Genomic DNA, 24,865 nt, shown 5'->3' with positions numbered 1-24,865 from the left:
GCCCGGCCCCCTCACTTCTTGACGAGGCCGTTGGCCGAGGAGGCCGCGGGCTGGGCGTCGGGCGCGGCACCGCGCAGAGCGCTCAGCGGCGCGTCGGCCAGGCCCAACGACCGTGCCTGGTCGAGGAGTTTGTTCAGCGAACCCGTTTGGGGGCCGCCCTCGGCGATCAGGCGGCCGAGCACCGCGGAGACGGTGAGGTTGGCGACGTCTCCGGACCCGAGCGAGGACAGCACGCGCGTGGCGTCCTCGGTGAAGCTGTTGCCCGAACCGTCGAGCCAGGTGCCCGCCAGCGTCTTGACGGTGTCGGAGTTCGCCACGAAGTTGTCGACGCTGCGCCCGGCCGAGACCGCGCCGAGCAGCTTGTCGAAGAAGACGCTGTCGCCGCCGACGATCTGGATGTCGGCGTGCTCCAGGCCGGTGGCCAGCACCGTCGCCTGCGCCTCCGCGATGGAGCGCTGCGTGTCGAGCCCGGCCATCCGGATGTCCTTCTCCGCGGCGAGCCGCAGCCGGTACTCCTCGTGGCCGCGCGAGGCGTCGTCGAGCGCCGCCATCGCGGCGGCCTTCTCCGTCAGGCCCTCGGCCTCCGCCTTCAGCTTCTCGCCGATCATCGCCGCGTCGGCCTTCGCCTGCGCGGTCGTGCCCTCGGCGTTGGCGAGCGCCAGCAGCCGCGAGCCCTCCGCCTCCGCCTTGAGCCGGGCCTCGGTGGCCTCGGCCTCGGCGTGACCGACCTTGGTGATCGCCTCCGCGCTGCGCTCGCGCACCTCGACGTCGGCGAGCCCGGCCGCCGCGGCCTCCGCCCGGATGCCCTCGGCCAGCCGGATCTTGGCGGCGGCGTCCAGCTCGGCGGCCTGCTTGCGGGCCTCGGCCATGGTCAGCGACTCGCGTGCCTTGTGGTGCGCGGCCTGCTCGGACGCCTCCGCCGCCTTGATGTCCTTGACGAGCTGCTCCTGCGCCTGCGCCTCCGCGGTGATGATGAGCGCCTGCCGCTCGCGCTCGGCCTCCTGCACCAGCCGCAGCGCCTTGATCGACTCCTCCTGCTCGGCCACCGTGCGGTCGACCGCGATCCGCTCCCGGATGACGTCGGCGACCTCGCGGCGCTCGGACTCGACCTCCTTCTCCTTGGAGATCCGGGACAGCTCCGTCTCCCGCTCGCGGGCGATGACTTCAAGGACGCGGTCCTTCTCGATCCGCTCGTTCTCCACGGCGATGACCCGCTCGCGGTTCTTCTGCGCGACCGCTATCTCGCGCTGCTGGTTCTCGCGCTGGACGCCGAGCACTTCCTCGGTACGGATGAACGCGCCCTGCGCGCCCAGGCGTTCCTCCTCCTGCACGCGGGCGGTGGCCGCCTCTTCCTTGGCGCGCAGCGTTTCGACCTCGCGGCGCTGCTTGATCTCGGCCTCGGCCTGACGGCGTTCGAGCTCCAGGATGGTCTCGCGCGCGTCGACGTTCTGCCGGGTGATCTCCTTCTGCTCGGTGCGCTGGAACTCGTTGGTGCGCACGTGCTCGATCGCCGTCAGCTCGGTGATCTTCCGGATGCCCTGCGCGTCCAGGATGTTGGCCGGGTCGAGCTGCGTCATCGGGGTCTGCTCGAGGAAGTCGATCGCGCAGTCTTCCAGGTGGTAACCGTTGAGGTCGGTGCCGATGACCTGGATGATCCGGTCGCGGAAGTTCTCGCGGTGGGTGTAGAGGTCGACGAAGTCGAGCTGCTTGCCGACGGTCTTCAGCGCCTCGGAGAACTTCGCGTTGAACAGCGTCTGCAACGTCCCCTGGTGGCTGGCCCGTTCGGTGCCGATCGCCTGCGCGACCTTGATCACGTCCTCCTTCGTCTTGTTGACGCGGACGAAGAAGGTCAGGTGGATGTCGGCGCGGATGTTGTCCTGGCAGATCAGGCCCTCGCGGCCGGTCCGCTGGATCTCGATGGTCTTCACCGAGATGTCCATCTGCTCGGACTTGTGCAGGACGGGCAGCACGACGGCGCCGGTGAAGGTGACGTCGACATGCTTCGCCTTGGAGATGATCAACGCCTGGCCCTGGGCGACTTTTCGGAACAGCCGGCTCACGGTGAACAGCGTTCCGAGGGCGATGAGCAGAAGCACTCCGAAGAGCACGCCGATTCCGATGGCGGTGGCATCCATGGCAGATCCTCAGGTTCTACGGGTCTGGTGGTGCGGGGACGATGTGCCGCCGTACGGCGGGGTGGTGCCGCGCGGCGAGGCGGACCGGCCGGAGTGGTCCGGCCGGCGGGGACGTTCAGTGGGGACGTTCAGTGGGGGTGCGGACGGGCGGGCGCGGCGAGGCGTCGCGGCCCCGAGGCGGTGAAGCCTTCGGGCGTCGCGGCCTTCAGGGGTTGAACCGCTCAGACCGTCGCGGGGCCGATGCGTTCGTAAGGGTCGAACGGCGCGACCCAGAAGAACTCGCCGTCGGGCTCGTACGCGTAGATCAGCGCGGTGCTGCCCGCCGCGTACCTGTCCTCACCGCTCTGCCGGACCTGGACCACCGCGGTGGAGCCGTCCGGCGAGGTGACCTCGGCCTGGCCGAAGGCGCCGGTGACGCGTCCGGTGCGGATCACGCAGGGCTGCCCGACGAAGTCCTCGCGTGAGGGCGGCCGTTCGTGCGGGAAGAGCCGTCGCAGCGGGCGGACCAGCACCCAGGTCAGCGACCAGGAGCCGATCACGGCGCCGCACAGGACGGCGAAGGACAGCAGCGTGCGCACCAGGCCCGGCGGGCCGGCGCCGTCGAGCGCCGCGGAGCCGGCCAGGCTCAGGAACCAGGCGAGCGCGGTGAGCAGCGAGAAGACGACGGTGACGGGCACGCCGTCCAGTCCCGTGGCGGCCAGCAGGCCGCCGAGTCCGCCGTGGCCCTCGTGGCCGCCGTCCGGGGCGTCGTGCGCGTGCGCGTCGAGCCCGCCGTGACCGCCGCCCCCGAAGTCGGCGTCGGGGCCGTGGTGTCCGGGTCCGTTGGCATCGGCCCCCCCGAGGAGCACAACGAGCCAGAAGCAGACCACGACCACCAGGGCCCCGCCGAACAGGACGGTCGGAAAGCCGAGAACGATGCTGGTGAACTCCCCCATCCCCAACACCTCCCCCCTGTGCGGCTCTCCCCCGCCCCGCGATGATTGTCGCAGTCCGGGAACCTTTGTCGCATTGCCGGTTCCCGGCAGTCTTCACCGCGTCTACACGTCCTGAACCGACCGCAACCGAAACGGCTCCGGCCGCCGTCCGCGCGGAGTGACCCGTACGGAGGGCGGCCGGAGCCGTGGAATACGCCGCGCGAAGGCGCGAGAACGCGTGATCTGCCGTGCCGTGGCAGGGCGGGGCGCGGGGGCCTCAGCCCTGGGCGGCCTCGATCTCCAGCGCGATGCGGATCTTGTCGCTGACGGCCGCGCCGGCGGCGCCGCCGGTCACGCCGAAGTCGCTGCGGCTGATCTCGGTGGCGGCCGAGAAACCGGCGATGGCGTGGCCCTGGGGGGCCGTGCCGAAGCCGTTCAGTTCGAGCTGGAGGGTGACGGTCTTGGTGACGCCGTGCAGCGTCAGGTCGCCGTCGACCTCGAACAGCTCGGAGGTCTTGGGGCGGATCGCGGTGGAGGTGAAGGTCAGCTCCGGGAACTTCTCCACGTCCAGGAAGTCCGCGCTGCGGACGTGGTTGTCGCGCATCTCGTTGTTGGTGCTCACCGAGGTGGTCTTGATCACCGCGGAGACCTTCGAGTCCACCGGGTTCTCGGCGGTCTCGATGGTGCCCTCGAAGCTGTCGAAGCTGCCGCGGACCTTGGAGACACCGAGGTGACGGACGTAGAAGGAGACATCGGAGTGGACCGCGTCGATCGTCCACTTGCCGGCGACGTAGCCGTCGATCACTTCGGTCTGGGAGGACATGTGGGGCTCCTTGAGCGGTGAACCGGGGTATTTGGTTGAGCGCTCACCCACCATAACGCCATGGTGTTGAGAGTTCAACCACCCGTATGCTGGTGGGCATGGACGATGTGCGCTGGCTGAGCGACGACGAGCAGGAGATCTGGCGTGCGTATATGACCGCGAGCGTGGAGTTCTCGGCGTATATCGACCGCCAGCTCCGCCGCGAGTCCGGCATGCCCATGGCCTACTACGAGATTCTGGTGCGGCTCTCGGAGGCGTCCGGACGCAGCCTGCGGATGAGCGAGCTGGCGGAAGCCTCGCAGTCCTCGCGCAGCCGCCTCTCGCACGCGGTGTCCGCGCTGGAGAAACAGGGCTGGGTGGTACGCAGCCCCGCCGACTGCGACCGGCGCGGCTGGGTGGCGACGCTCACCGACGCCGGGTTCGCCGCGCTGGAAGCGGCGGCCCCCGGGCATGTGACGGCCGTCCGCGAGCACCTTTTCGACGTCCTGACCCCCGAGCAGCTGGCCACGCTGCGCGACGCGGGCCGGGCGATCAGCGCCGGGCTCAAGACGGAGTGCGAGGAGGCCCGCTCGGAGGAGGACCGGAGCTGCCCGACGCAGGAGGCGGAAGCCGCCGAAGTGGCCGCCGCCCGCGCCGCCGGAGCGGCCGCGATACCCACCGGCGCGACACCGCCCCCGCCGGCCGCGTAGCCCCGGCCGCCGCGTCGGCACACCAGCCACGTCAGCGCACCCGCCGAGCCGTCCCGCCCGCCGCGTGGACAGCGCCCTGGCTCGGGCGCGCCCGTCCCCGTCAGCGCACCCGCCGCGTCGGCGCGCGGCTCACAGCGGTTTGGTCGGCCAGTCCAGCAGCCTCGCGCCCATCGCGGCCGTCTCCAGGGTGTAGCGCTGCAAGGCGTCGTCCGGGTCGAAGCCGGTCACGGCGGCGATACGTTCCAGCCGGTACGACAGCGCGCGCACGCTCAGGTCGAGCCGCCGGGCGGCCTCGGCGTTCACGTACCCGGCGGCGGCGTACGCGGTGATCGTCTCCAGCAGCGGCAGCGCCCCGCCGCGCGCCTCCTCCAGCGGGCCGAGCACCGTCTTGACCAGGTCGAGCATCGCCGCGCGGTCCCGCATCAGCACCGGGAAGACCAGCAGGTCGGCCGCGTTGAGCACGGTCGCCTCCAGGCCGAGCCGGTCGGCGAGGTCCAGGGCGCTGAGCGCTTCCTCGTACGAGCGGACCACGCCGGAGGCGCCGCTGTGCGAGCGGCCGACGGCGGTCCTGGGCGCGGCGACGGTCTTCACGAAGGCGTCGAGCACCTGGCGCTGCGTGCCGGGCACGACGCAGACCATCCGGCCGTCCTTGGGCGCGACCAGCGCGTCGTGGTCGCCGAAGCGGCCCGCCAGTTCGCGCTCGACCCGGCGGAGCGCGGGATGCGTCTCGTCGTACGGCCCGTCCTCGGGCGCCGCGGCGACCGCCACGACGTGCTGGCCCGCGAGCCGCAGTCCGAAGCCCTCGGCCTGTTCCGCGAGGCGGCCGGGGTCGCTGCGGCCGTAGAGCAGGTCGTCGACGAAGGCGCGGCGGGCGAGGGCCGCGCGGCGTACCGAGTGCCGCTGCGCCCGGCTGTGGCCCTCGGCGAGGGCGGCGACACCGGTCTCCAGGGCGGCCAGTACGGCGGCGCCGACCTGCCGCAGCTCGGCGGTGCTCCTGGCGTCCGCCACGCCGGGCAGTACGGGCCAGGTCTCGCGGACGGCCGTGAGGTGGGTGCCGATCAGCGACGGCAGGGCTATGCCGGAGTCCGCCGCCTGCTCGCCCAGCGCGCGGCGGCTCTCGCGCTCGGCGCGGCTGAGCGGGCGGCAACTGCGGGAGACCTCGGCGAGCGTTTCGGGAAAACCGGTCAGAAACTCCGGCGGTACGGCTTCCGCGGCGCTGCCCGTACCCGTGGTCACCCCTGGCCCCCCGTCACTCCACCGGATCCGGCCTTCCGGTTCCTGGACATCAGGAACGTATCAAGGCTGCCGGATCCCGGAAACGGGGGGCGGGGGCAGGCCGCGTCCCAGCGGCGTCCGGCGGGGGGCCGACGGGCGCTTCGCGGTGATTCGGCCGGATACCCGGCGGACGCGGCGGTGAACGCCGCGCGCGGGGCGGCTACTTGGCCGTGGTCGTCGGCTGCGGAGTCGGGGTCGTCTCGCTCGCGGTCACGACGTCGCTCGGGGTGATGGCCTCGGGCGCCGGGGTGGCGGTGGCGGTCGGCTCGGGGCTCGCGGGCCCCGTGTCGTCGCTCTTCATCGCCTTCGCCTCGGACTTGAGGATGCGCATCGACTTACCGAGTCCGCGGGCCGCCTCCGGCAGCTTCTTGGAACCGAACAGCACGATGACGACGATCGCCACCACGATCAGGTGCCACGGCTCCAGCCCGTTTCGCAACATGGAGATCCTCGCTTCTTTCAGGGGGCCAACTGTGCCGAATACTTCAGCTTCGACTGTCGCATTGTCACCCGAAAGCCGTCGCCGACGGCACCCGGGTACTCAAAGCATGCGCAAAAAGCTTGTGAACGGGAAGCCCCCCTTCCCCCGGTCCGGTCGGCGGCGGACCGGAGGAGGGGGCGGGGGGAAGGCCCTGCGAGGCGCCGGGGGACGGGTCGGGAGACGGGCCGGGGAACGTCCGGGCCGGGGGCGGTGTCAGCCGCCGTACGTGCCCGCCAGGCGGGCGGACGCCTTGTCCTTCGCCGACGGGTCCGTGGCCGCGTTGTCCCAGGTCGCCTTGTCCGGGTCGGGCAGCGCGTCGATCACCCGCTGCCAGCGCGGGTCGGTGACGATCTTGGCGAGCTGGGCCGAGCTGAGCGGCGGATTCGGACGTGAGATCGGGGCGTCCTTCTCGTCCCTGGAATTCCACTCGCTCAGGCTGATCACGGCGCCGGAGGGTGTGACGAGGGTCGCGTACCACTCCTTGGTCTCGGCCCGGTGGTCGGAGTATTCGAAGCCCTTGGAGATCGTCAGCGTGCCGCCGTGCACGTGCGTCGACGTGCACGAGGTGTCCGGGTCCTGCGAGGGGAAGTCCGGGCACGACGGCACCGCCTCGCCCGCGCCGATGCCGAGCGTCACCAGCCCCTTGTTGAAGACGACCGCCGCCAGCGGAATGCCCTCCTCGGTGCCGCGGCTGGGCCAGGTGGACTTCGTGACATGACCCTTGGGCAGCGTCGCCAGGAACAGGTCCATCACCTGCTTGGCCGTCATCGCGGGCCTGGCCGGCTTCGCCGCGGAACTCGCCTTGTCCGAGGCCGCGGACGACACCGCGGGCTTGGTGGGCGCCGACGCGACCCCGCTGCCCCCGTCGCCCTTGGCCAGGCCGCCGACCAGCGCGCCGCCCACCCCGACCAGGGCGAAGGCCGCGACGCCCGCGGTGATCGCGGCCGTACGCCTGCGGCGCAGTCTGCGGCCGTGCGCGTGCCCCTCCGCGACCAGGCCGCGGGAGTCGTCCGGCTGGAACGTGTCGGCGGTGCGGCGCAGCGCGTCGCCCAGCTCGTCTTCGAATTCGATCGGTTCGATGGGCATGGCGGAACCACCGTCTCGGTTTGGTGTGTACGGATGCGGTCTACGTGTGGGGGTACGGCCACGGGTGCGGCCGGTCGGTCTGTCGGTCGTTCGGTCGTTCGGCGGCTATCGGTTGCGGGGGGGCTCAGCCGACGCGGCTCAGCGGGCGATGAGATCGGCGAGGCTGCCGCCGAGATCCGCCCTGAGCCGGGCGAGCGCGCGTACCGTGCGGGTCCTTATGGCTCCCGGTGTGGAGCGCAGGGCCTCGGCGGTCTCCTCGATGCTGCGGTCCTCCCAGTACCGCAGCACCAGGACCGCCCGGTCCTTCGGCGAGAGCCGGCCGAGCGCGTCGAGCAGCGTGATCCTGAGCGTCGCGTCGTCGCCGTGCCGCGTGGGGCTGTCCGGCAGCTCCGCGCTCGGGCGTTCCTTGCTGCTGCGCCGCCGCTGGTGGGTCAGGAAGGCGCGGACCAGAACCGTCTGGGCGTACGCGGCCGGATTCCCCACCTTCGCCATCCGGCCCCAGACGACGAACATCCGGCCCAGCGTCTCCTGGACCAGGTCCTCCGCCAGGTGCGTGTCGCCGCTGGCGAGCAGACAGGCCGACCGGTACAGGTGGCTCGCGCGGACCGCCGCGAACTCCAGATACGCCGCCGTCTCCCCCTCTCGCATCCCGCTCCCCTTCCCCCGTCCGACCCTTCACCTCTTCGACGCGGCGGGGAACGGGGAATGTTACGGGGCGCCCGGGGACGTCTCCGGGCCGTTACGCGGCTGCCGCCACACCGTCCCGGTCCAGCGGCTTCGCGGCCTCACGGGCGGCATCGCGGGCCGGGTTCCGGGTGGGGAAGACCAGCAGGCGCAGCGTCGCGAAGCGGGCGATGCCCGCCAGGGCGGAGGCCCCCAGGTACACGGCCTGCGCCAGCAGGGCGCCCGGGTGCGGGTGCGCGTGGTCCAGCGTCAGGACGGCCGCCGTCGTGAACAGGTATGCCCCGAGCAGCGTCAGCGCCGACTTGCTGTGCACCCGCCACCCCGCCCATCCGCCTTCGGCGGACCTGAACGTGATCCGGTGGTGCAGCTCCGTCGCCAGCAGCGTCGACACCACGGTGACCACCGCGTTCACCAACGCGAACGGGGCGTGACCCGCCGCCGCCACCAGCACGGCGCTCGACAGCAGTCCGACGCCTCCGCCGCACACCACGAATTTCCCGAACGCCGCCGACTTCGCTGCCGCTCTCTCCCCGCCCACCGTCTTCTCCATGCCCCCACCCTCCCCCCGCCCACTGACACGCCGCCCACACCCCACTGACACGCTCCCGCTGTGGGCCCCCCGATCTTTCCCGGCCCGCTCCCCCGGACGACACCCTTTTTCTGAGGACGGCCCCCGATCCTTCCCGGCCCGCGCCCCCGGACAGCGCCCTTTGCCCAGGGCGGCACACCGATCTTTTGAGGGGCGCGGGGAACTGCGCGGCCCACCCCCACCGGGCTGCCAGCCCGAAAACAAGCGCATCTGCCCCGCTGGGGCCGGTATTTCAGAGGCGCGCCACCGCGCGGGCTGAGCGCGCAGTTCCCCGCGCCCCTAAAAGCCCGTGCCTGACCCCCGGACAAAAAACGGTCCGCCCCACCAGGGGCGCGGGGAACTGCGCGACACGCCCCCACCGGGCTGCCGGCCCGAAGGCGACCGCATCTGCGGCGTGCGCAGGGGCACGGCCTTGCGGAGAGGCGAGGCGGTCTTCCCGCGCCCGGAGGGCGGGAGGGGGCGAAGTGGTCGGGTCCGGCCGCGGCGTGCCGCGCCCCCGTTGCGGCGGTGGATGGACCCACCCGCGCCGCCGGGCCGGACCCGGAGGTCAAGCATGGAGGGGGGCGCCAACCGGCCGCTAACATGGGGCTAACGCGCCGTTCGGGGGAACGGCCAGAGAGGGCCACGGATGCGGTTCGAGCTGCTCGGAGCTGTGACCGTGGAGGGTGGCGGCGTCGGCTCGGCGAAGGCGCGGGCACTGCTGGCCGCGCTGTTGAGCAGTCCGGGCCGGGCGGTGCGCCCGGAGGCCCTGAAGGCGGCGATGTGGGGCGAGGAGCCCCCGCCGACGGCGACGGCGTCGCTGCACAATCATGTGGCCCGGCTACGACGGCTGTTGGCCGAGGACGACCGCCCGGGTTCGCGCCTGCGGGCGGTCCCGCAGGGCTACGTACTGGACGTGGCGGTCGGCGAGCTGGACGCCGAGGTGTTCGTACGGCATCACGCGGCGGCGCGGGCGGCGCACCGGGACGGGGACTGGCCGGCGGTGCTGGCCGAGTGCCGGGCGGCACTGGCGCTGTGGCGCGGCGACCCGCTGGCGGACGTACCGGCGCTGTCGGACCCGCTGCGGGCGTACGCGGCGCATTTGGCGGAGGCCCGGCTCCAGACCCTGGAGTGGCGGTTCGACGCGGAGTTGGCGCTGGGCCGCCATCAGGGAATGGCGGCGGAATTGGCGGCGCTGACGGCGGCGCATCCGCTGCGCGAGCCGTTCCACCGCCAGTGGATGCTGGCCCTGCACCGAACGCACCGGCAGGCGGAGGCACTTGCCGCCTTCCACGACCTGCGCCGCACACTGGTCGACGAGTTGGGCGTGGAGCCGGGCCCCTCGGTGCAGGCCGCGTACCGCGAGATCCTGGCGGCCCCCGAGGACGAAGCGGCCCCGCAGGAATCCCAGCCGTCCACTCCCCCGGCTCAACTCCCGGCCGACACCGGCGACTTCACCGGCCGTACGGACGAACTGGCCGCGCTGCTCGGGGTGATACGCCCCTGCGACCCGGACGCCCCGCGCGTGGCGGTCGTCACCGGCATGGGCGGCATAGGCAAGACGGCGCTCGCGGTGCACGCGGCGCACCGGGCGCGCCGCGACTTCCCCGACGGCGTGCTCTACGCCGACCTGCGCGGCTTCGGCGCGGGTGACGCGCGCCGCCCGCGCGACCTGCTGGCCCGGTTCCTGGGCGATCTGGCCGACGGCGGCGCGCCGGGCACCGGCGGCGCGCTGCCGCTGCCGGACGACCCGGACGACCTGTCGGCGCTGCTGCGGCAGGCGCTGCACGGCCGCCGGGTGCTGCTGGTGCTGGACAACGCGGGCGACGCGGCGCAGGTGGTGCCGCTGCTGCCGGGCCGCGGCGACAGCGCGGTGATCGTGACGAGCCGCAGGACGCTGGCGGATCTGCCCGGAGCGGTACGGCTGCCGCTGGAGCCGCTGGGCGCGGAGGAGCAGCACCGGCTGCTGGTCGCGGTGTGCGGGCAGCAGCGGGTGGCGGCCGAACCGGCGGCGGCGGCCGGGGTGTTGGCGGCCTGCGGCGGACTGCCGCTGGCGCTGCGCATAGCCGGCGCCCGGCTGGCGGCCCGCCCCAACTGGCCGCTGACCGCGCTGGCGGAGCGGCTGGACGGCGCGGGCGACCGGCTGCACGCACTGTCCGCGGGCGGCCTCGCCGTGCAGGACACCTTCGCGATGAGCTATCTCGCGATGCGCGACAGCCCGCAGGCCGCCGAGCGCGAAGCGGCCCGCGCCTTCCGGCTGTTGGGCCTGTGGCCGGGCCATCCGCTGGACCTCGTCCCGGCCGCCGCGCTGATCGGCCGCGACCCCGCCCCGGCCGAGGACCTGCTCGAAGCGCTGGTCGACACGCACCTGTTGCAGACTCCGCGGGCCGGCCACTACTCCTTCCACGATCTGCTGGGCGAGTACGCGGCGACCCGCGCCGCCGAGGAGGTGCCGCCGCGGGTCCGCGAGAACGGCCTGCGCCGCCTGCTGGTCTGGTACACGGTCACGGTCGCCGGGACCGCGGCCCTGCTCGCGCCCGAGGGCCATCCGATACCGCCGCTGCACGAGCAACCGGCCGTGCCCCCGCTGGAGTTCGACAGCGAGGAGGCCGCGCTGCGGTGGTGCGTCAAGGAGCTGCCCGCGATCAAGGAGGCGATACGGCTGGCGGCGGCGCGCCGCTGGCCCGACGTGGCGTGGCGGCTGGCGGCGGGTCTGTTCGGCTACGCGCAGGCGTACTGGTGGACCGGTGAGTGGGACCTGTGCCTCCAGGAGGCGATGGCCTGCGTGGAGGAGACCGGGGACGTCCAGGGCCGGGCGTGGATGCACAGCAGGCTCGGCGTCGCGCACGGCATGGCCGACCGGGTGGACCCGTGCCTTGAGCATCTGGGCGTCGCCCGGCGGTACTTCGAGGCGGCGGGCGACCTCCAGGGGCAGGCGGCGATCCTCAACAACCTCTCGGGGCTGCACCACGCGCTGGGCGACCACGATCTCGCGCTGGAGTACGGCAGGCAGTCGCTCGACCTGCATTACGCGGTGGGCGACGCCGACCGGGTCGCGACCGTGCTGGGCAATCTCGGTGACGCGCACCTGGGCGCGGGCGACCCGGCCGCCGCGATCGCCTGCTACCGGCGGGCGTTGGGGATGTGGCGCGAGCGCGGGCTGCTGACCAGCACGGCGCGCAGCCTCACCAGCCTCGGCGAGGCGCTGCGCACGGTGGGCCGGTACGACGAGGCGGTCGCCGCGCTGGAGGAGACGGTCGCGATCCTGGACCGGCTCGGGGACCGCGGTACGGCGGCCGACACCCTGGAGGTGCTGGCCCGTACGCACTTCGAGCGCGGCGACCCCGCCTCCGCCCGCAAGCACTGGGACCGGGCCCTGGAACTCGCCCGCACCTACCGCCTGGAGGCGAAGGCGCGGACGATACTGGCGGGCCTGGCGCGACTGGACGCGTGCGAGTCGGCGTGCGTGCGGCAGAGCGAGGACGGGGTCGCGTAACAGCGGGGCCGGGCGCCCGGCCCGAACTCCGCCGCGCGGCAAGGGCCTTGGGCCCGCGCCCGGTGGTCAGACGGCCATCTCGCGCGGCACGGCCGCCAGCGCGTCCTGGATCGCGGTGATCAGCGCCCGCGCGGAGTCCGCGGTCAGCTCCAGGGCGACGCGGGCCGAAGGCCCCTTGGCGGGGGCGGCGAAGTCGATGTTCAGGGTGTGCTCGGCCAGCGCGTGCACGGGGTGGTCGAAGTAGACGGTCACGTCGGTGACGTGGAACCAGGAGCCGCCCGGCCCCTTGGCGCTGCCCTCGACCTCGGCCTTGACGGTGGAGTACGTGCACATGGTCAGCCCTCCAGGTGCTTGCCGTAGAAGTCCGCGATGCGCTCCCAGCCGTCCTGGACGGCGGGCACGTTGTAGTTGGGGCGGTCGACGGCGAAGAAGCCGTGCCCGGCGCCCTCGTAGCTGTGGAACTCGTACTCCTTGCCGAGGTCGGTGAGGATGCGCTCCAGCTCGGCGACCTCGGCGGGGCTCGGGTGGCTGTCGGCGGCGCCGAACAGGCCGAGCAGCGGGGCGCCGAGGCTGGGGAGCTGGTCGACGAGGTTGGTGATGCGCAGGACGAAGCCCTCGGGGACGGTGCCGGTGACGAAGGCGCCGTAGCAGTCGACGGCGGCGTCCACGTCGAGGTGGCAGGCGCTGAGCACGGCCTGACGGCCGCCCGAGCAGTGGCCGATGACGCCGGCCTTGCCGTTGGAGGTGGGCAGGGCGCGCAGGTACGCGACCGCGCCCTCGACGTCGCCGACCAGCCGCTCGTCCGGGACCCCGCCGTTGGCGCGGCCGACCGCGGCGGCGTCGTCGGGGGCCGCGCCGGGGGCCTCGCGGTGGAAGAGGTTGGGGCAGACGGCGTCGTAGCCCATCTCGGCGAACCGCCGCGTCATCTCCTTGGTCGGGCGGTCGTATCCGGGCAGGTGGTGGATGACGACGACACCGCCGCGGCGGTGGTCGCCCTCCGGTCGGGCCACGTACGCCTCGATCTCGTCGCCGCCGTGGCCGGTGATCGTGACGGTGGTGGCGGTCAGCGAACCGCTGGGGGAAACAGTCATGCGCCAGCTATACCATAAGCCTGGACTGATAAGTTTATACTGATCATCATGACGACCAGCAGCGACGCGGCTGGCACCGCGGCCGACGCGACCGGCACGGCGGCGACCCCGGACGACCCGGCCGGTCCGGGTCGTCCGGCCGAGGCCGGACGCATCGCGGTGGACCTGCGTGTGGCGCTGAGCCCGCTGGTGCGGCGGCTGCGGCAGGTGAAGCCGGACGGGGAGCTGACCTTCTCGCAGATCTCGGCCATGGTCCGGCTGGACCGGGAGGGCCCGGCCACCGCGACGGAGCTGGCCGCGGGCGAGGGCATCAGGCCGCAGTCGATGTGCACGATCATCGGCGTGCTCCAGGAGCGCGGCCTGGTCGTCCGCGACCCCGACCCCTCCGACGGCCGCCGCATCGTCGTCTCCCTCAGCCAGGCCGGTCTCGACGGCCTGCACGGCGCCCGCGCCGAGCGCGCCCGCCGCCTGGCCCGCGCGATCGACGAGGAGCTGACCCCCGAGGAGCAGCGGCTGCTGGCCGACGCGATTCCCCTGCTGGAGAGGATCACCCGCCGTGTCTGACCCCGCGGAGCCCGACCCCTCGGACATACCCGCCCGCGCCGCCCCGCCCGGTCCCGGCCCCGCGGGCCCCCGCCCCGACCGCTACAAGTGGATCGCGCTGTCGAACACCAGCCTCGGGATGTTCATGGCGACCGTGGACTCCTCGATCGTGATCATCTCGATGCCCGCGATCTTCCGCGGTATCCACCTGGACCCGTTCGCGGCCGGGAACATCAGCTACCTGCTGTGGATGATCATGGGGTATCTGCTGGTCACCGCGGTCCTGGTGGTCACCCTCGGGCGGCTCGGCGACATCGTCGGCCGGGTGCGGATCTACAACCTCGGCTTCGTCGTCTTCACCCTCGCCTCGGTCGCGCTCTCCTTCGACCCCGCGCACGGCGGCGCGGGCGCGATGTGGCTGATCTGCTGGCGGATCGTCCAGGCCGTGGGCGGCTCCATGCTGATGGCGAACTCCGCCGCGATCATCACCGACGCCTTCCCCGCCGAGCAGCGCGGCATGGCGCTGGGCATCAACCAGATCTCGGCGCTGTCCGGCCAGTTCGTCGGCCTGGTGCTGGGCGGGCTGCTGTCGGCGTGGGACTGGCGGGCGGTGTTCTGGGTCAATCTGCCGTTCGGCATCCTCGGCACCGTGTGGGCCTACCGCTCGCTGCGCGAGACCTCCACGCGCAGGCAGTCCCGTATCGACTGGTGGGGCAATCTCACCTTCGCCGTCGGCCTGGGTCTGCTGCTGGTCTCCATCACCTACGGCATCCAGCCCTACGGCGGCCACACCATGGGCTGGCTGAGCCCGAAGGTGCTGACCGGGCTGATCTCCGGCGTCGTGCTGCTCATCGTCTTCGTGGTCGTCGAGACGCGCGTGGCGCAGCCGATGTTCCGGCTCGCGCTGTTCCGCAGCCGCGCCTTCGCCGCGGGGAACGCGGCCTCGCTGCTGGCGGCGGTCGCCCGCGGCGGCCTCCAGTTCATGCTGATCATCTGGCTCCAGGGCATCTGGCTGCCGCTGCACGGCTACGCGTTCGACGACGCGCCGCTGTGGGCCGGGATCTTCCTGCTGCCGCTGACCGCCGGGTTCCTGATCGCGGGGCCGCTGTGCGGGTGGCTGTCCGACCGGTACGGCGTACGGGCGTTCACCACCGGCGGTCTGCTGGTCTTCTCGCTCAGCTTCGTCGGCCTGCTCCTGCTGCCGATCACGTTCTCGTACTGGGCGTTCGCGCTGCTGATCATGTGCAACGGGATCGGCTCGGGGATGTTCTCCGCGCCGAACACCTCGGCGATCATGAGCAGCGTGCCCGCCACCGACCGCGGCGCGGCGTCCGGGATGCGCTCGACGTTCCAGAACTCCGGGATGTCGCTGTCGATCGGGGTGTTCTTCTCGCTGCTGATCGTGGGCCTGGCCGACCGGCTGCCGTCGGCGCTGGACAGCGGGCTGCGGGCGCAGGGCGTGCCGCCGGACGTGGCCCACCACGCGGCGTCGCTGCCGCCGGTCTCGACGGTCTTCTCGGCCTTCCTCGGGGTCAACCCGGTGCAGACGCTGCTCGGGCCGACCGGTGTGCTGGACACGCTGCCCGCGCACAACAGGGCGGTGCTGACCGGGAAGGAGTTCTTCCCGCACCTGATCTCGGCGCCCTTCCACCACGGGCTGGTGATCGTCTTCGCGACGGCGGCCGGGATGGGCCTGCTGGCCGCCACCGCGTCGCTGCTGCGCGGTGGACCCGCGACGCGGGCGGTGACCGCCGAGGCCACGCCGCCCCAGGTCAGGGCCGGTTCAAGACGATCGAGTTGACCGGGGTGAGGTTGTACGACCAGTGGTCGTTCAGCTCCAGGGTGATCCGGCAGTCGCCGCCGTTGTACTGCCAGCAGAGCTGGGCGGTGGCGTTGGCGCTGCCGTACTGGTTGTTGAGCACGGTGTGGTAGCCGATCTGGCCGCTCAGATTGCGGGCGCCGTAGCTGTAGAAGATGTCGGTCGGGTGACCGGCCGTGTAGTCCGCGTTCTGCGCGTAAACGCAGACCGCGCCGCCCGGGCAGCCGTACGCGGGCTTGTCGCTGGCGTGGGCCGGGCCGGTGCCGAGCGCGGCCACGGCCGCGGCGGCGATGGCGAGCGCGGCGGTGCCCCGCGTGATCCTGCGCATGGTGATGTCCCTCCGTCCGCGGCCGGACCCCCGCCGGCCGTCGCGTCGGCGGCCGGGTCCCGCCGGCCGCCGTCACCGCCTGACGCTAGGAGACGCCGGGCCCGGTCCGCTCCTGACGAATGACAGGGACCGGCGCGATGGTGCCGTCGAGGCGGACCTGGAGGGTGGGGTGCGGCGGGGTCGCGAAGCCGAGGCCGGTGTAGAGACCGGCGCCGTCCGCGGTCGCGTTGAGGTTGATCACCCGCGCCTGGGTCTCGTCGGCGAACCAGTCGAGCACCGCCTCCATGCAGGCCCGCGCGTAACCGCGGCGCAGGCGGCGCGGGTCGGTGCAGACGTTGGAGATGTGGCCGTGCAAACCGCTGAGGTTGGTCGGGCCCGGCGCGTGCCGGTCGCAGGCGCCCACCGCGTTGCTCACCACGCCCAGTTCGGGGTCGTCCACGACGAAGGCGGCGAACTCGCCCGTGGCGGCGAGGCGTTCGGTGAACCACGTACGGGCCCGCGCCCGCCACGGCGCGTCGTCCCCGCCGACCCGCGTGCCCATCGCGTCGAGCATCACCGCTCTGAGGCGTACGAGGGCGTCCGCGTCGGCGGCCGTCGCGCGGCGCACGATCACGTCGGCGGCCGGGTCCGAGGCGGCCGGGTCCGGGGCGGCCGGGCCTGAGACAGCCGGGTCCGAGACAGCCGGGTCCGAGCCCAAATCCCGCTCGGGGGCGGGGAGTTCACCGTCGGTGCCGATCTTCATACGGCGCATTGTCACTCATACGGACAGCGCACGGCATCTCAGTTCCCCGAGCCCTTCACAACAGCGCTCAGGAGTGGTAGGTGGGGCGGATGGTACGTGAAGGTGGTACGGGCGGCCTCGCGGTCGTCCGTACCACCGGGTTCCGGAGTCGGTGCTCCGGACTCAGTACCGGATCAGCGCTCGGGATCGATCCTTCGCTCGGGGTCGATCCTCCGCTCGGCGCCCAGCCCACGGTCGGAACGCGCACCGCGGTCCGTGCTCATCGCGCGGTCCGAGCTGAAGCCGCGCTCCGCGCGGTCCGAGCCCATCCGGCCGCCGCCGGCCGGGAGCCCACGGCTCCTGGACCGGCTACGGCCGAGCATGCCCATGCCCATCGTGGCGAGTCCGACCAGGCAGATCACCGCTCCGGTGATCACGTTGCTGAGGATGGTCTTGTGCACGTGGGGGCTACCGGACACCACCCAGGGTGCGACGATCGTGAACGCGCCGATCACCACGGCGGCCCAGCCCAGTCCGTGCGTACGTTCCAGGACGGAGCCGAAGCCCAGGGCCAGGACGGCCAGGGCGATGCCGAGGATCAGGTTGGTCACGGTGAGAGCGTGGAAGCCGGTGAATCCGGCCACCCACGGCGAGATCGCCAGGTAAAGCCCGGCCAGCAGGGCCAGACCTTCAACGAGACCGGCCCATGGCTTCGCCGCCGCTTCCTCGTACCGGCCCCGAAGGGCCATCAGGTCCGGGTGGGTATCGATTCCCGTCGTCGGGTTGGTCGATTCGGTGGCCATTCCAGCCACCTCCTTTGCTGAGTGCAGTCGCTTCTACCACCGGATGTCCTTCGGGTCTCCGCCCCGAAGCTGCCGCATCCTCACACAGCGTAAATCGCCTGATACCACTCAGGCCACTCGGATGGCGTACATATCTCCTCATATCGCCCTGCCGCCCCCCGCCGGACCCTTGCGACGACCGCCCAAGGGCGTTCCTCGCCGATTTCCTCACCGAATCGCGGGGCAGGGGTGCCAGCGGCGGCGCGGGCGGGGGCGGCACGGCCCGGGACCCGGCGGATCACGGGTGGGGGGTGCGGGCGAGGGGTGGCCGGGGCGCACGGCCTCGGCCCGGCCCGGCTCGGCTGATGGCTCGTCGCCCCGGCCGTACGCGTCAGGCGGTCGGGGCTCAGCGGGCGCCGAGCGCCTCCACCGTACGGACCAGCGGCGCGAGTTCGGGCTCGCGGGCGGCCTCGTCGAGGGCTTCGCGCAGGGCGCGGTCGTTGGTGGGGCGGGCCTCGGCGAGCAGGGCGAGCCCGGTCTCCGTGACGTCGGTGTAGATGCCGCGGCGGTCGGTGTCGCAGAGGTAGCGGACCAGCAGGCCGCGGTCCTCCAGGCGGCTGACCAGCCGGGTCGTGGCGCTCTGGCTGAGCACGACCGCGTCGGCGACCTTCTTCATCTGGAGGTGGCCGCCGGGGCCGTTGTGCTGCTTGCTGAGCACGTCGAGCAGCGAGAACTCGCGCACGCTCAGCTCGTGCCCCGCCTGGAGCGCGCGCTCGATGTGCGCCTCGATCCTGCCGTGCAGCAGGGACAGCGCGCACCAGCCCTGGGCCAGCGCCACGGTCTCGGTCATCCTCGGCTCCTCCACCGGCCTCGCGGCGGCTCGCACCACCCTCGTCCCCGACCGGCCGGTTCGCACCGGTCGGTCCCGCGGTCGTCGTCGGCCGCGTCTTCAGGATAGCCCGCTTCCGCAATAGGCGGCGTTTGCACTTATCCCGCGCCTGCAATTATTGTGGGCGCTGGTTAAATGCGCACCGGTCCCGTACGCGTCCGTACCGCCGGTTCCGTCCCCTCTCCTCCGGAAGGTGTTTCCCATGCCGCTCGCGCTGCTCGCCCTGGCCCTCGGGGCCTTCGGCATCGGCACGACCGAATTCGTGATCATCGGGCTGCTGCCCGACATCGCCGGGGACTTCGGGGTGTCCATCCCGACCGCGGGCTTCCTGGTGACCGGCTACGCGCTCGGCGTCGTCGTCGGCGCGCCGCTGATGACCGTGCTCGGCACCAAGATCTCCCGCAAGCGGATGCTGATGCTCCTGATGGGGCTCTTCATCGCCGGGAACCTCGTCTCCGCGGTCGCGCCCACCTTCGCCCTCATGCTGGCGGGCCGCATCGTGGCCTCCCTCGCGCACGGCGCCTTCTTCGGCATCGGCTCGGTCGTCGCGGCCGGTCTGGTCGCCGCGGAGAAGAAGGCCGGGGCCATCGCGATGATGTTCACCGGCCTGACCGTGGCCAACGTGGTCGGCGTACCGCTGGGCACCTTCGTCGGGCAGTCCGCCGGGTGGCGCGTCACCTTCTTCGTCGTCGCCGGTTTCGGCGTCCTCGGCCTCGCGGGCATCGCGAAGCTCGTCCCCGAGATCCCCCGGCCCGAGGGCGTACGCCTCCGGCACGAACTGGCCGCCTTCCGCAACGTCCAGGTGCTGCTCGCCATGGCCATGACCGTGCTCGGCTTCGGCGGCGTCTTCGCCGCGATCACGTATCTCGCGCCGATGATGACGAACGTGACCGGTTACGCGGACTCGTCCGTCACCTGGCTGCTGGTGCTCTTCGGGCTCGGCATGGTCGGCGGGAATCTGCTCGGCGGCCGGTACGCCGACCGGCGGCTCATGCCGATGCTCTACGCCACGCTCGGCGGGCTCTCGCTCGTCCTCGCGCTCTTCACCGTCACCGCGCACAACAAGGTGGCCGCCGCCGTGACCGTCTTCCTGATCGGCGCGCTCGGCTTCGCGACCGTCCCGCCGCTCCAGAAGCGGGTGCTCGACCAGGCGTCCGGCGCCCCGACGCTCGCCTCCGCCGTCAACATCGGCGCCTTCAACCTCGGCAACGCGCTGGCCGCGTGGCTCGGCGGGCTCCTTCTCTCGGCCGGGCTCGGCTATACCGCCCCGAACTGGCTCGGCGCGGCCCTCGCCGCGGCGGCGCTGGCGCTGGCCCTGACCTCGGCCGCCCTCGGCCGCGGCTCCGCCCCCTCCGGCCGACGGCCGGGAAGCGTCACGGCCGCGCGCGCCCCGAAGGAGCGCGGGGAACCGCGCGAGCAGCCCACCACCGAGCCGGTGGCCCGACGACAGCCGAACTACCCCGCTGGGGCCGGTGGTGACCTGCGCGAACACCGTGGCTGAGCGCGCGGTTCCCCGCGCCCCCGAAAGGGCCGGCTCGCCGTCGCGCCCAGGGCACCGGCCCCGCGGGGGCCGGCGGGCGACCCGTGGAGGCCGGCGGATCACCCGTGGGGGCCGGCGGATCACCCGTGGGGGCGCGTCGGCGCAAGGTAGTGACGGAGTGTCAGCGTCCGTGCAAGAGTAGTGAGTTATGACTCATGGGGACGGGGAGCCGGGCCGCAGGATCCGGATTCGGGTCACTGGCGACGACGCGCAGGATCTGGAAGCGCTGTACCGCTGGCTGAGCCTGGAGGACTGGTTCGCGCAGGCCGAGGCCGCGCATCAGCTCACGGCGGAGGTCCGCGAGTACGACGGCGGGCGGCATGACCCGGAGGAGCGGCGGGACGGCCCGCCGATGAGCGGCGGCCTCGTCGAACTGGTGCTGGTGATCGCGGGCGCGGCCATCACCCCGGTCTTCGAGGACCTCTACAACCGCGCGAAGGTCGCCGCCCACGCGTGGGCGGACAACAGCAGCAGCGACGACCACCCCATGGTGACCGACGTCCAGGCGGACGGCGCGGACGGCGCGGGCGACGGGGTCGACGGCGGCGACGGCGGCGGGGACGGGGCCGGGGCCGGGGACGGCGCAGCCGACGGGGGCAACGGGGCGGACGACACGGACGACGCCGACGAGGAGCCGGAGGACGACGAAGGCGGAAGGAACACCTAGCCATCGTGTCCTCGCATGCTTACGACCCACGCGGCAAGGCCAATCGCGCACTGCTCTTCGGGGTGTACCGGTACGACCACTTGGACGACCTGCCGGGCGTGCGGCACAACCTCGGCCAGTTGGTCGAAACCCTGATGGCCGGAGGGGTGTTCGGGGCCAACGAGGTCCGGCAGGTGCTCCCCAGGACCCAGCTCGAATTCCTCTCGCACCTGGAGAACGAGGCCAAGGCCGCCGAGGGCCTGTTCCTGCTCTACTTCGCCGGGCACGGCGGAGTGGACCGCAACGGCGACAACTTCCACCTGCTGGTCGGTGAGTCCCGCAGGATCGGCCGCGACGACTACGCGGAGGCGGTGTCCTGGAGCAGCCATGTGCTGCCCAGGCTCAGGGACATCGCCGAACGCCGGCTGGTCGACCGGATCGTGGTGATCCTGGACTGCTGCTACGCGGGCAACGCGCTGCTCGAATTCAAGCCGGGCACGCTGCACCGCGGCAGGGACCGTATCTCGGTGCTGACCGCCGTCCAGATCAACCGCCGGATACCGGGGGGCAACGGGCACGAGCCGACGCCGTACACCAAACAGCTCATCCGGCTGCTGCGCGACGGGCTGCCGAGGACCGATGAGGACGTCGGGCCGGAAGAGGCCGCGCGGATCGAGCTGATCCCGCTGTCGGCCGCGCTGTACGAGGCGATGCGGCACAAGTTCACGGAAGGCGGCGACGATCCGTGGGTGCCGCGTCACCACGCCGCCGAGTCCCGGCAGGACGTGCTGCTCGGGCTCTCGCCGCGGCTGCTGGAGGAGATCGACCGGCGGAACGCCGCGGGCCGGGCGGCCTGGTGGCGGGCGGCGCTCGCGGCGGCCGGGATCGGCGCGGGCGAGGGGCGTACGGGGCGGGGCCGTCGCGGAGAGCGCGGAAGCCGTGGAGACCGGGGTGGTCGCGGGGAGCGGGGAAGCCGTGGGGAGCGCGGCCGTCCTGGGGAGCGCGAGCAGCGCAAGGGCCGTCCCCGTAAAGAGAGTTCGGGCACAGCCGGTCCCGGCAAGGGCCACAATCCCAAGGTCCTGATCCCGCTGTTCACCGCCTTCGCGGTGCTCCTCGCCGGAGGCGGCTACGGCGTCTACACCTGGGTCGGCGGGAGTACGGCCTGCGCGCCGCCGGTCGAACTGCGGCTGCTCACCGACCCGGACGCGGCCCCGACCGTGAAGAAGGCCGTGGCCGCGTATCTGACCTCGGGCGCCAACCACACGGGGAGCGGTTGCCGCCGCTCCGGGATCAGCCTGGTCGACCCCAAGTCCGCCGACGCGGTGACCGGTTTCCAGCACGCGGCCGACTGGCGTACGCCGCGCTCGACCGGTGAACTGCGCCCGCAGCGCGACATCGGCGCGCAGCCGGACATCTGGATACCGGGCTCCGACGTCACCGTGGCCCGCGCCAAATCCCTTGTCGGCAAGGGCGACGACGTGGAGCTCGGCTCGCTCGGCCCGGTCGCGTACACCCCGGTCGTGCTGGCCATCCCGACGACCCTGGCCAGTACCCCGGCCTCGGTCACGGGCACCCCGCTCGGTCAGCTCCTCGACCAGCTCAAGCGCAACAACCCCAAGACGGTGCCGGTGCTCCGCGCCGATCCCGAGTCCACGGATTCGGCGCAGCTCGCGACGGTCGGGGTGTACGGGCAGAACGGCGTCGCGCCCGTGAGCGACGCGGTCGTGGGGCAGTTCGAGCGGCAGGCGGCCCAACTGCGGCCCGCGCAGCCCGACTCGTACGCGCTGATGTGCGCGCTGGCCGGGGCGGACCCCGAACTGAAGGACAACGCGGCGGTGTTGGTGCCCGAGCAGGTGATGACGCAGTTCAACACGCACGCGGACGCCAAGGCACGGGTGGGCTGCGACAACAACAGGCTCCATCCCCGCGCGCCGCAGTATCCGGCCGATGTCGCGCCGCTCGACCTGCCGTTCGTGCACGTCACGTGGAAGGGCGCGGACCGCGACGCGACGGCCAGGAAGGACGCCGTCGACCGTTTCCACACCTGGCTGACCGGCGCGGCCGGGCAGAAGGTCTTCACCGACGACGGCTACCGGACGGCCGGGGGCGCGACCGGCACCACCAGCGGTTCCGCGAGCGGCACGGCGACGGACACGGGCTCCGGAGCCGTCGTTCCCGGCAGTACGGTCATGCCCGGCACCTACCCGCCCGACGCCCAGTGGCTGGCGAGGTACGCCGCCGCCGTGGGCAGTGCGCTGGACCGCTACCGGCACGCGCTCGGCCCCGGCCGGGTGCTGTATCTGCTGGACAAGTCCAGCTCGATGGACACCTACTGGAGCAATTCCGCGGGCGCCCTCGACCTGCTGTCGCAGTCGCTCGACACCTTCGGGCCGGACGACGCGTACGGCGTGTGGACGGTGGTCGACAAGCCGCCGACGCAGCAACTGGTGCCGCTGGGCAGGCATTCCGACCTCGCCGGTATCCGCCGCGAGGTCAAGGCGACGAAGCTGGTGGACGAGGAGTCCTACCCGGGACCCGCGCTGGACGCCGCGCTCACCGAGATGACGGAGCGCCAGAAGGCCACCGGCGGGGCGCAGTTGATCGTCTACATCACCGACGACGAGGACGACGAGCACTTCAAGGGCCGGGATCTCCCCGACCTGCTGGCGCGGATCGCCGCCCGTCCCGTACCGGTGGAGTGGGTGTCCCTGGCGCCGGGCGGCGGCTGCGCTGCCGGTTCGGTCGGCGCGCAGATCGCCAGGACCAGCGGCGGGCGCTGTCTGAACGCGTCGAGCAGCCAGGTCTCGGAGCTGCGCGACGACGTCGCCCGCGCGGGAACGGGGAACGCCCGGTGAGGCGGCGTCGCGCGGCGACCGCCGCCGCCCTGTGCCTGCTCGCGCTCGCCGCCGCCGCGTGCACCGGCGGGGGCGGCGGGGGCCGTGCCGCGCAGCCCACGACGACCGGCGGCGGCGAGATCATCGTGGCCAGCGGTCTGGACGTGACCGGCAGCGACGGGGTGCGCCAGCAGCTCATCGAGCAGTGGAACGGGACGCCGGAGGGCAGGCGGCACCCGGCGCGGCTGGTCGAGTTGCCCGGTGAGGCCGACCAGCAGCGCAGCCAGTTGCTCGGCGCGCTCCAGTCCGGCAGTTCCGCGTACGACGTGGTGAATCTGGACGTCACCTGGGTGCCGGAGTTCGCGCAGGCCGGGCTGATCAGCCCGCTCGACCACCAGATGAATCTCGACGACGGGGACGTCATCCCGTCCGTCGCGGGCACCGCACGGTGGGACGGCCACACCTACGCGGCGCCCTTCAACAGTGATGTGGGGCTGCTCTATTACCGCGCCGACACCATCAAGGCCATCGGCATCGATCCGGCGAGCTTCCCGAAGGCCGACACCACCTGGCAGGAGCTCCAGACGCTCATCAGCGATGTCGACGCCGACAAGGACCACCAGCCCAAGGGCTACATGGCGGGGTGGACGAGCCAACTCGGCGCGTACGAGGGGCTGACGGTCAACGCCATCGAGGCGTTCGCCTCGGTGGGGGTCCAACTCGCGGACGCCGAAGGTCATTACACGGCCGACCCGGCGAAACTGCGGGCAGCTTTGAGCGAGTTGAAGTCCCGCGCGGGCCATGACGAGACGCTGCCCGAGGCGCTCACCTCCGACGAGTCGACATCCCTCGGCGACTTCGCGGCCGGGCACACCGTCTTCCTGCGGCACTGGCCGTACGCGTACGGCGCGCTGTCGCGGACCTTCGGCCCCTCGCGGATGCAGGTGGCGCGGCTGCCGGGGAAGGCCGTGCTCGGCGGGCAGAATCTGGCCGTGGCGGCGGGGTCGCCGCGCGCGAAGTACGCGCTGGACCTGGTCAAGTACCTGACGAACGCGCAGTCGGAGCGGTGCCTGCTGGACGCCGGATTCGCGGCGACGCGGGAGTCGGCGTACAAGGACGCGAAGGTGCGGTGCACGCTCGCGCCGGGCACGAAGGGGTCCGGGGGTTCCGGGGGTTCCGGGGGTTCCGGCGGTTCCGGCGGCTCTCCGAGTCCGGGGGCCTCGGCGTCGTCGGAGTCGCTCGACATGCCGCGCGACGCCGACGGCCGCCCCGCGTACGCCGCTTCCACGCTGCTGCCCGCGCTGACCCAGGCGGTGCAGCGCCCCCGCACCCCCTACTACGGCGCTCTCACGCAGCTTCTCCAGGCGCAGTTGCACGACTGGATCTCCGACACCGGTCCGTTCAGCGGCGGCGGTTCGTCCATCGACCCGGGGCCGCTCGCTGATTCCCTCGACCGGTCGCTGGCGAAGATCCTGAAGGGCAAGTAGGTCGCTGGCGATCGTCTTTGACACGCCTGGGGCC

General features: G+C 72.6%; 22 protein-coding genes. 8 read left to right on the top strand and 14 right to left on the bottom strand.

All coding sequences use genetic code 11. The features are described from left to right. Positions 1 to 11: 11 nt before the first annotated feature. The 3 genes from ACZ4EF_RS01740 to ACZ4EF_RS01730 form a co-directional block, all read right to left on the bottom strand. On the bottom strand, positions 12 to 2,135 hold the full coding sequence (locus ACZ4EF_RS01740) for a flotillin family protein (protein ID WP_391042994.1): 2,124 nt from the start codon (positions 2,133 to 2,135) through the stop codon (positions 12 to 14). A 221-nt stretch (positions 2,136 to 2,356) separates the two neighbouring features. Beyond that, positions 2,357 to 3,070 carry a hypothetical protein gene (locus ACZ4EF_RS01735; protein ID WP_467502233.1) on the bottom strand — a complete coding sequence of 238 codons (714 nt, stop codon included), beginning with the start codon at positions 3,068 to 3,070 and terminating at the stop codon, positions 2,357 to 2,359. 256 nt (positions 3,071 to 3,326) lie between these two features. Continuing rightward, on the bottom strand, positions 3,327 to 3,872 hold the full coding sequence (locus tag ACZ4EF_RS01730; RefSeq protein ID WP_355336395.1) for a YceI family protein: 546 nt from the start codon (positions 3,870 to 3,872) through the stop codon (positions 3,327 to 3,329). A gap of 98 nt (positions 3,873 to 3,970) precedes the next feature. On the opposite strand from ACZ4EF_RS01730, the gene ACZ4EF_RS01725 reads away from it, so the two are divergent. Further along, the gene (locus ACZ4EF_RS01725) at positions 3,971 to 4,561 is read left to right on the top strand and encodes a MarR family winged helix-turn-helix transcriptional regulator (protein ID WP_355336394.1); all 591 of its coding nucleotides are present in this window, start codon (positions 3,971 to 3,973) and stop codon (positions 4,559 to 4,561) included. 129 nt (positions 4,562 to 4,690) lie between these two features. Here ACZ4EF_RS01725 and ACZ4EF_RS01720 read toward each other — a convergent pair whose 3' ends face one another. The 5 genes from ACZ4EF_RS01720 to ACZ4EF_RS01700 form a co-directional block, all read right to left on the bottom strand. Next, complete coding sequence (locus tag ACZ4EF_RS01720; RefSeq protein WP_401716651.1) at positions 4,691 to 5,797, bottom strand: PucR family transcriptional regulator; 1,107 nt, start codon at positions 5,795 to 5,797, stop codon at positions 4,691 to 4,693. Between the two features lie 199 nt (positions 5,798 to 5,996). Further along, positions 5,997 to 6,278, bottom strand: a complete 282-nt coding sequence (gene tatA / locus ACZ4EF_RS01715; RefSeq protein WP_355336392.1) for a Sec-independent protein translocase subunit TatA — start codon at positions 6,276 to 6,278, stop codon at positions 5,997 to 5,999. 252 nt (positions 6,279 to 6,530) lie between these two features. After that, complete coding sequence (locus tag ACZ4EF_RS01710) at positions 6,531 to 7,403, bottom strand: hypothetical protein (RefSeq protein ID WP_467502230.1); 873 nt, start codon at positions 7,401 to 7,403, stop codon at positions 6,531 to 6,533. 138 nt (positions 7,404 to 7,541) lie between these two features. Then, positions 7,542 to 8,051: a SigE family RNA polymerase sigma factor gene (locus tag ACZ4EF_RS01705; RefSeq protein ID WP_355336390.1), complete on the bottom strand. Its 510-nt coding sequence runs from the start codon at positions 8,049 to 8,051 to the stop codon at positions 7,542 to 7,544. Between the two features lie 91 nt (positions 8,052 to 8,142). Continuing rightward, the gene (locus ACZ4EF_RS01700; RefSeq protein WP_467502227.1) at positions 8,143 to 8,637 is read right to left on the bottom strand and encodes a GtrA domain-containing protein; all 495 of its coding nucleotides are present in this window, start codon (positions 8,635 to 8,637) and stop codon (positions 8,143 to 8,145) included. Positions 8,638 to 9,304: 667 nt separating this feature from the next. On the opposite strand from ACZ4EF_RS01700, the gene ACZ4EF_RS01695 reads away from it, so the two are divergent. After that, positions 9,305 to 12,151 carry an AfsR/SARP family transcriptional regulator gene (locus tag ACZ4EF_RS01695; RefSeq protein ID WP_355336388.1) on the top strand — a complete coding sequence of 949 codons (2,847 nt, stop codon included), beginning with the start codon at positions 9,305 to 9,307 and terminating at the stop codon, positions 12,149 to 12,151. Between the two features lie 66 nt (positions 12,152 to 12,217). Here the strand turns inward: ACZ4EF_RS01695 and ACZ4EF_RS01690 are convergent, their stop codons facing one another. Next, positions 12,218 to 12,484 carry a DUF6295 family protein gene (locus ACZ4EF_RS01690; protein WP_355336387.1) on the bottom strand — a complete coding sequence of 89 codons (267 nt, stop codon included), beginning with the start codon at positions 12,482 to 12,484 and terminating at the stop codon, positions 12,218 to 12,220. A gap of 2 nt (positions 12,485 to 12,486) precedes the next feature. Beyond that, complete coding sequence (locus ACZ4EF_RS01685) at positions 12,487 to 13,242, bottom strand: dienelactone hydrolase family protein (protein WP_401716661.1); 756 nt, start codon at positions 13,240 to 13,242, stop codon at positions 12,487 to 12,489. 48 nt (positions 13,243 to 13,290) lie between these two features. On the opposite strand from ACZ4EF_RS01685, the gene ACZ4EF_RS01680 reads away from it, so the two are divergent. Together ACZ4EF_RS01680 and ACZ4EF_RS01675 are read left to right on the top strand one after the other, a co-directional pair. Further along, positions 13,291 to 13,806 carry a MarR family winged helix-turn-helix transcriptional regulator gene (locus ACZ4EF_RS01680; protein WP_467502224.1) on the top strand — a complete coding sequence of 172 codons (516 nt, stop codon included), beginning with the start codon at positions 13,291 to 13,293 and terminating at the stop codon, positions 13,804 to 13,806. A 118-nt stretch (positions 13,807 to 13,924) separates the two neighbouring features. Then, positions 13,925 to 15,586: an MFS transporter gene (locus ACZ4EF_RS01675; protein WP_401856241.1), complete on the top strand. Its 1,662-nt coding sequence runs from the start codon at positions 13,925 to 13,927 to the stop codon at positions 15,584 to 15,586. On the opposite strand, the gene ACZ4EF_RS01670 is transcribed toward ACZ4EF_RS01675, so the two are convergent. The 4 genes from ACZ4EF_RS01670 to ACZ4EF_RS01655 form a co-directional block, all read right to left on the bottom strand. Then, on the bottom strand, positions 15,558 to 15,932 hold the full coding sequence (locus ACZ4EF_RS01670) for a hypothetical protein (RefSeq protein ID WP_467502222.1): 375 nt from the start codon (positions 15,930 to 15,932) through the stop codon (positions 15,558 to 15,560). The genes ACZ4EF_RS01675 and ACZ4EF_RS01670 overlap by 29 nt on opposite strands. An 85-nt stretch (positions 15,933 to 16,017) precedes the next feature. Beyond that, the gene (locus ACZ4EF_RS01665) at positions 16,018 to 16,674 is read right to left on the bottom strand and encodes a GNAT family N-acetyltransferase (protein ID WP_467502220.1); all 657 of its coding nucleotides are present in this window, start codon (positions 16,672 to 16,674) and stop codon (positions 16,018 to 16,020) included. Positions 16,675 to 16,847: 173 nt separating this feature from the next. After that, positions 16,848 to 17,456, bottom strand: a complete 609-nt coding sequence (locus ACZ4EF_RS01660; RefSeq protein ID WP_391042974.1) for an SPW repeat protein — start codon at positions 17,454 to 17,456, stop codon at positions 16,848 to 16,850. A 385-nt stretch (positions 17,457 to 17,841) separates the two neighbouring features. Continuing rightward, positions 17,842 to 18,285: a MarR family winged helix-turn-helix transcriptional regulator gene (locus ACZ4EF_RS01655; RefSeq protein WP_391042971.1), complete on the bottom strand. Its 444-nt coding sequence runs from the start codon at positions 18,283 to 18,285 to the stop codon at positions 17,842 to 17,844. Positions 18,286 to 18,526: 241 nt separating this feature from the next. Here ACZ4EF_RS01655 and ACZ4EF_RS01650 point away from each other — a divergent pair, with 241 nt between their 5' ends. The 4 genes from ACZ4EF_RS01650 (at position 18,527) to ACZ4EF_RS01635 (ending at position 24,831) form a co-directional block, all read left to right on the top strand. Further along, positions 18,527 to 19,825 carry an MFS transporter gene (locus ACZ4EF_RS01650; protein WP_467502218.1) on the top strand — a complete coding sequence of 433 codons (1,299 nt, stop codon included), beginning with the start codon at positions 18,527 to 18,529 and terminating at the stop codon, positions 19,823 to 19,825. A gap of 187 nt (positions 19,826 to 20,012) precedes the next feature. Continuing rightward, positions 20,013 to 20,531, top strand: a complete 519-nt coding sequence (locus ACZ4EF_RS01645; protein WP_467502216.1) for a hypothetical protein — start codon at positions 20,013 to 20,015, stop codon at positions 20,529 to 20,531. A gap of 5 nt (positions 20,532 to 20,536) precedes the next feature. Beyond that, complete coding sequence (locus ACZ4EF_RS01640) at positions 20,537 to 23,365, top strand: substrate-binding domain-containing protein (protein WP_467502214.1); 2,829 nt, start codon at positions 20,537 to 20,539, stop codon at positions 23,363 to 23,365. Continuing rightward, the gene (locus ACZ4EF_RS01635; protein WP_467502213.1) at positions 23,362 to 24,831 is read left to right on the top strand and encodes an extracellular solute-binding protein; all 1,470 of its coding nucleotides are present in this window, start codon (positions 23,362 to 23,364) and stop codon (positions 24,829 to 24,831) included. The genes ACZ4EF_RS01640 and ACZ4EF_RS01635 overlap by 4 nt, the downstream gene beginning before the upstream one ends. Positions 24,832 to 24,865 lie beyond the last annotated feature (34 nt).

It is taken from the genome of Streptomyces sp. NPDC025721 (assembly GCF_055558595.1).
Note: the sequence above shows the minus strand (reverse complement) of the source record. Positions and strands in the feature narration are given on the sequence as shown.

Coding starts and splice junctions, on each gene's coding strand:
- ACZ4EF_RS01670 (WP_467502222.1), bottom strand. CDS start 15,932: ATGCGCAGGATCACGCGGGGCACCGCCGCGCTCGCCATCGCCGCCGCG.
- ACZ4EF_RS01660 (WP_391042974.1), bottom strand. CDS start 17,456: ATGGCCACCGAATCGACCAACCCGACGACGGGAATCGATACCCACCCG.
- ACZ4EF_RS01675 (WP_401856241.1), top strand. CDS start 13,925: ATGTTCATGGCGACCGTGGACTCCTCGATCGTGATCATCTCGATGCCC.
- ACZ4EF_RS01650 (WP_467502218.1), top strand. CDS start 18,527: ATGCCGCTCGCGCTGCTCGCCCTGGCCCTCGGGGCCTTCGGCATCGGC.
- ACZ4EF_RS01655 (WP_391042971.1), bottom strand. CDS start 18,285: ATGACCGAGACCGTGGCGCTGGCCCAGGGCTGGTGCGCGCTGTCCCTG.
- ACZ4EF_RS01690 (WP_355336387.1), bottom strand. CDS start 12,484: ATGTGCACGTACTCCACCGTCAAGGCCGAGGTCGAGGGCAGCGCCAAG.
- ACZ4EF_RS01685 (WP_401716661.1), bottom strand. CDS start 13,242: ATGACTGTTTCCCCCAGCGGTTCGCTGACCGCCACCACCGTCACGATC.
- ACZ4EF_RS01725 (WP_355336394.1), top strand. CDS start 3,971: ATGGACGATGTGCGCTGGCTGAGCGACGACGAGCAGGAGATCTGGCGT.
- ACZ4EF_RS01700 (WP_467502227.1), bottom strand. CDS start 8,637: ATGGAGAAGACGGTGGGCGGGGAGAGAGCGGCAGCGAAGTCGGCGGCG.
- ACZ4EF_RS01710 (WP_467502230.1), bottom strand. CDS start 7,403: ATGCCCATCGAACCGATCGAATTCGAAGACGAGCTGGGCGACGCGCTG.
- ACZ4EF_RS01680 (WP_467502224.1), top strand. CDS start 13,291: ATGACGACCAGCAGCGACGCGGCTGGCACCGCGGCCGACGCGACCGGC.
- ACZ4EF_RS01705 (WP_355336390.1), bottom strand. CDS start 8,051: ATGCGAGAGGGGGAGACGGCGGCGTATCTGGAGTTCGCGGCGGTCCGC.
- ACZ4EF_RS01730 (WP_355336395.1), bottom strand. CDS start 3,872: ATGTCCTCCCAGACCGAAGTGATCGACGGCTACGTCGCCGGCAAGTGG.
- tatA (WP_355336392.1), bottom strand. CDS start 6,278: ATGTTGCGAAACGGGCTGGAGCCGTGGCACCTGATCGTGGTGGCGATC.
- ACZ4EF_RS01740 (WP_391042994.1), bottom strand. CDS start 2,135: ATGGATGCCACCGCCATCGGAATCGGCGTGCTCTTCGGAGTGCTTCTG.
- ACZ4EF_RS01695 (WP_355336388.1), top strand. CDS start 9,305: ATGCGGTTCGAGCTGCTCGGAGCTGTGACCGTGGAGGGTGGCGGCGTC.
- ACZ4EF_RS01645 (WP_467502216.1), top strand. CDS start 20,013: ATGACTCATGGGGACGGGGAGCCGGGCCGCAGGATCCGGATTCGGGTC.
- ACZ4EF_RS01665 (WP_467502220.1), bottom strand. CDS start 16,674: ATGAAGATCGGCACCGACGGTGAACTCCCCGCCCCCGAGCGGGATTTG.
- ACZ4EF_RS01735 (WP_467502233.1), bottom strand. CDS start 3,070: ATGGGGGAGTTCACCAGCATCGTTCTCGGCTTTCCGACCGTCCTGTTC.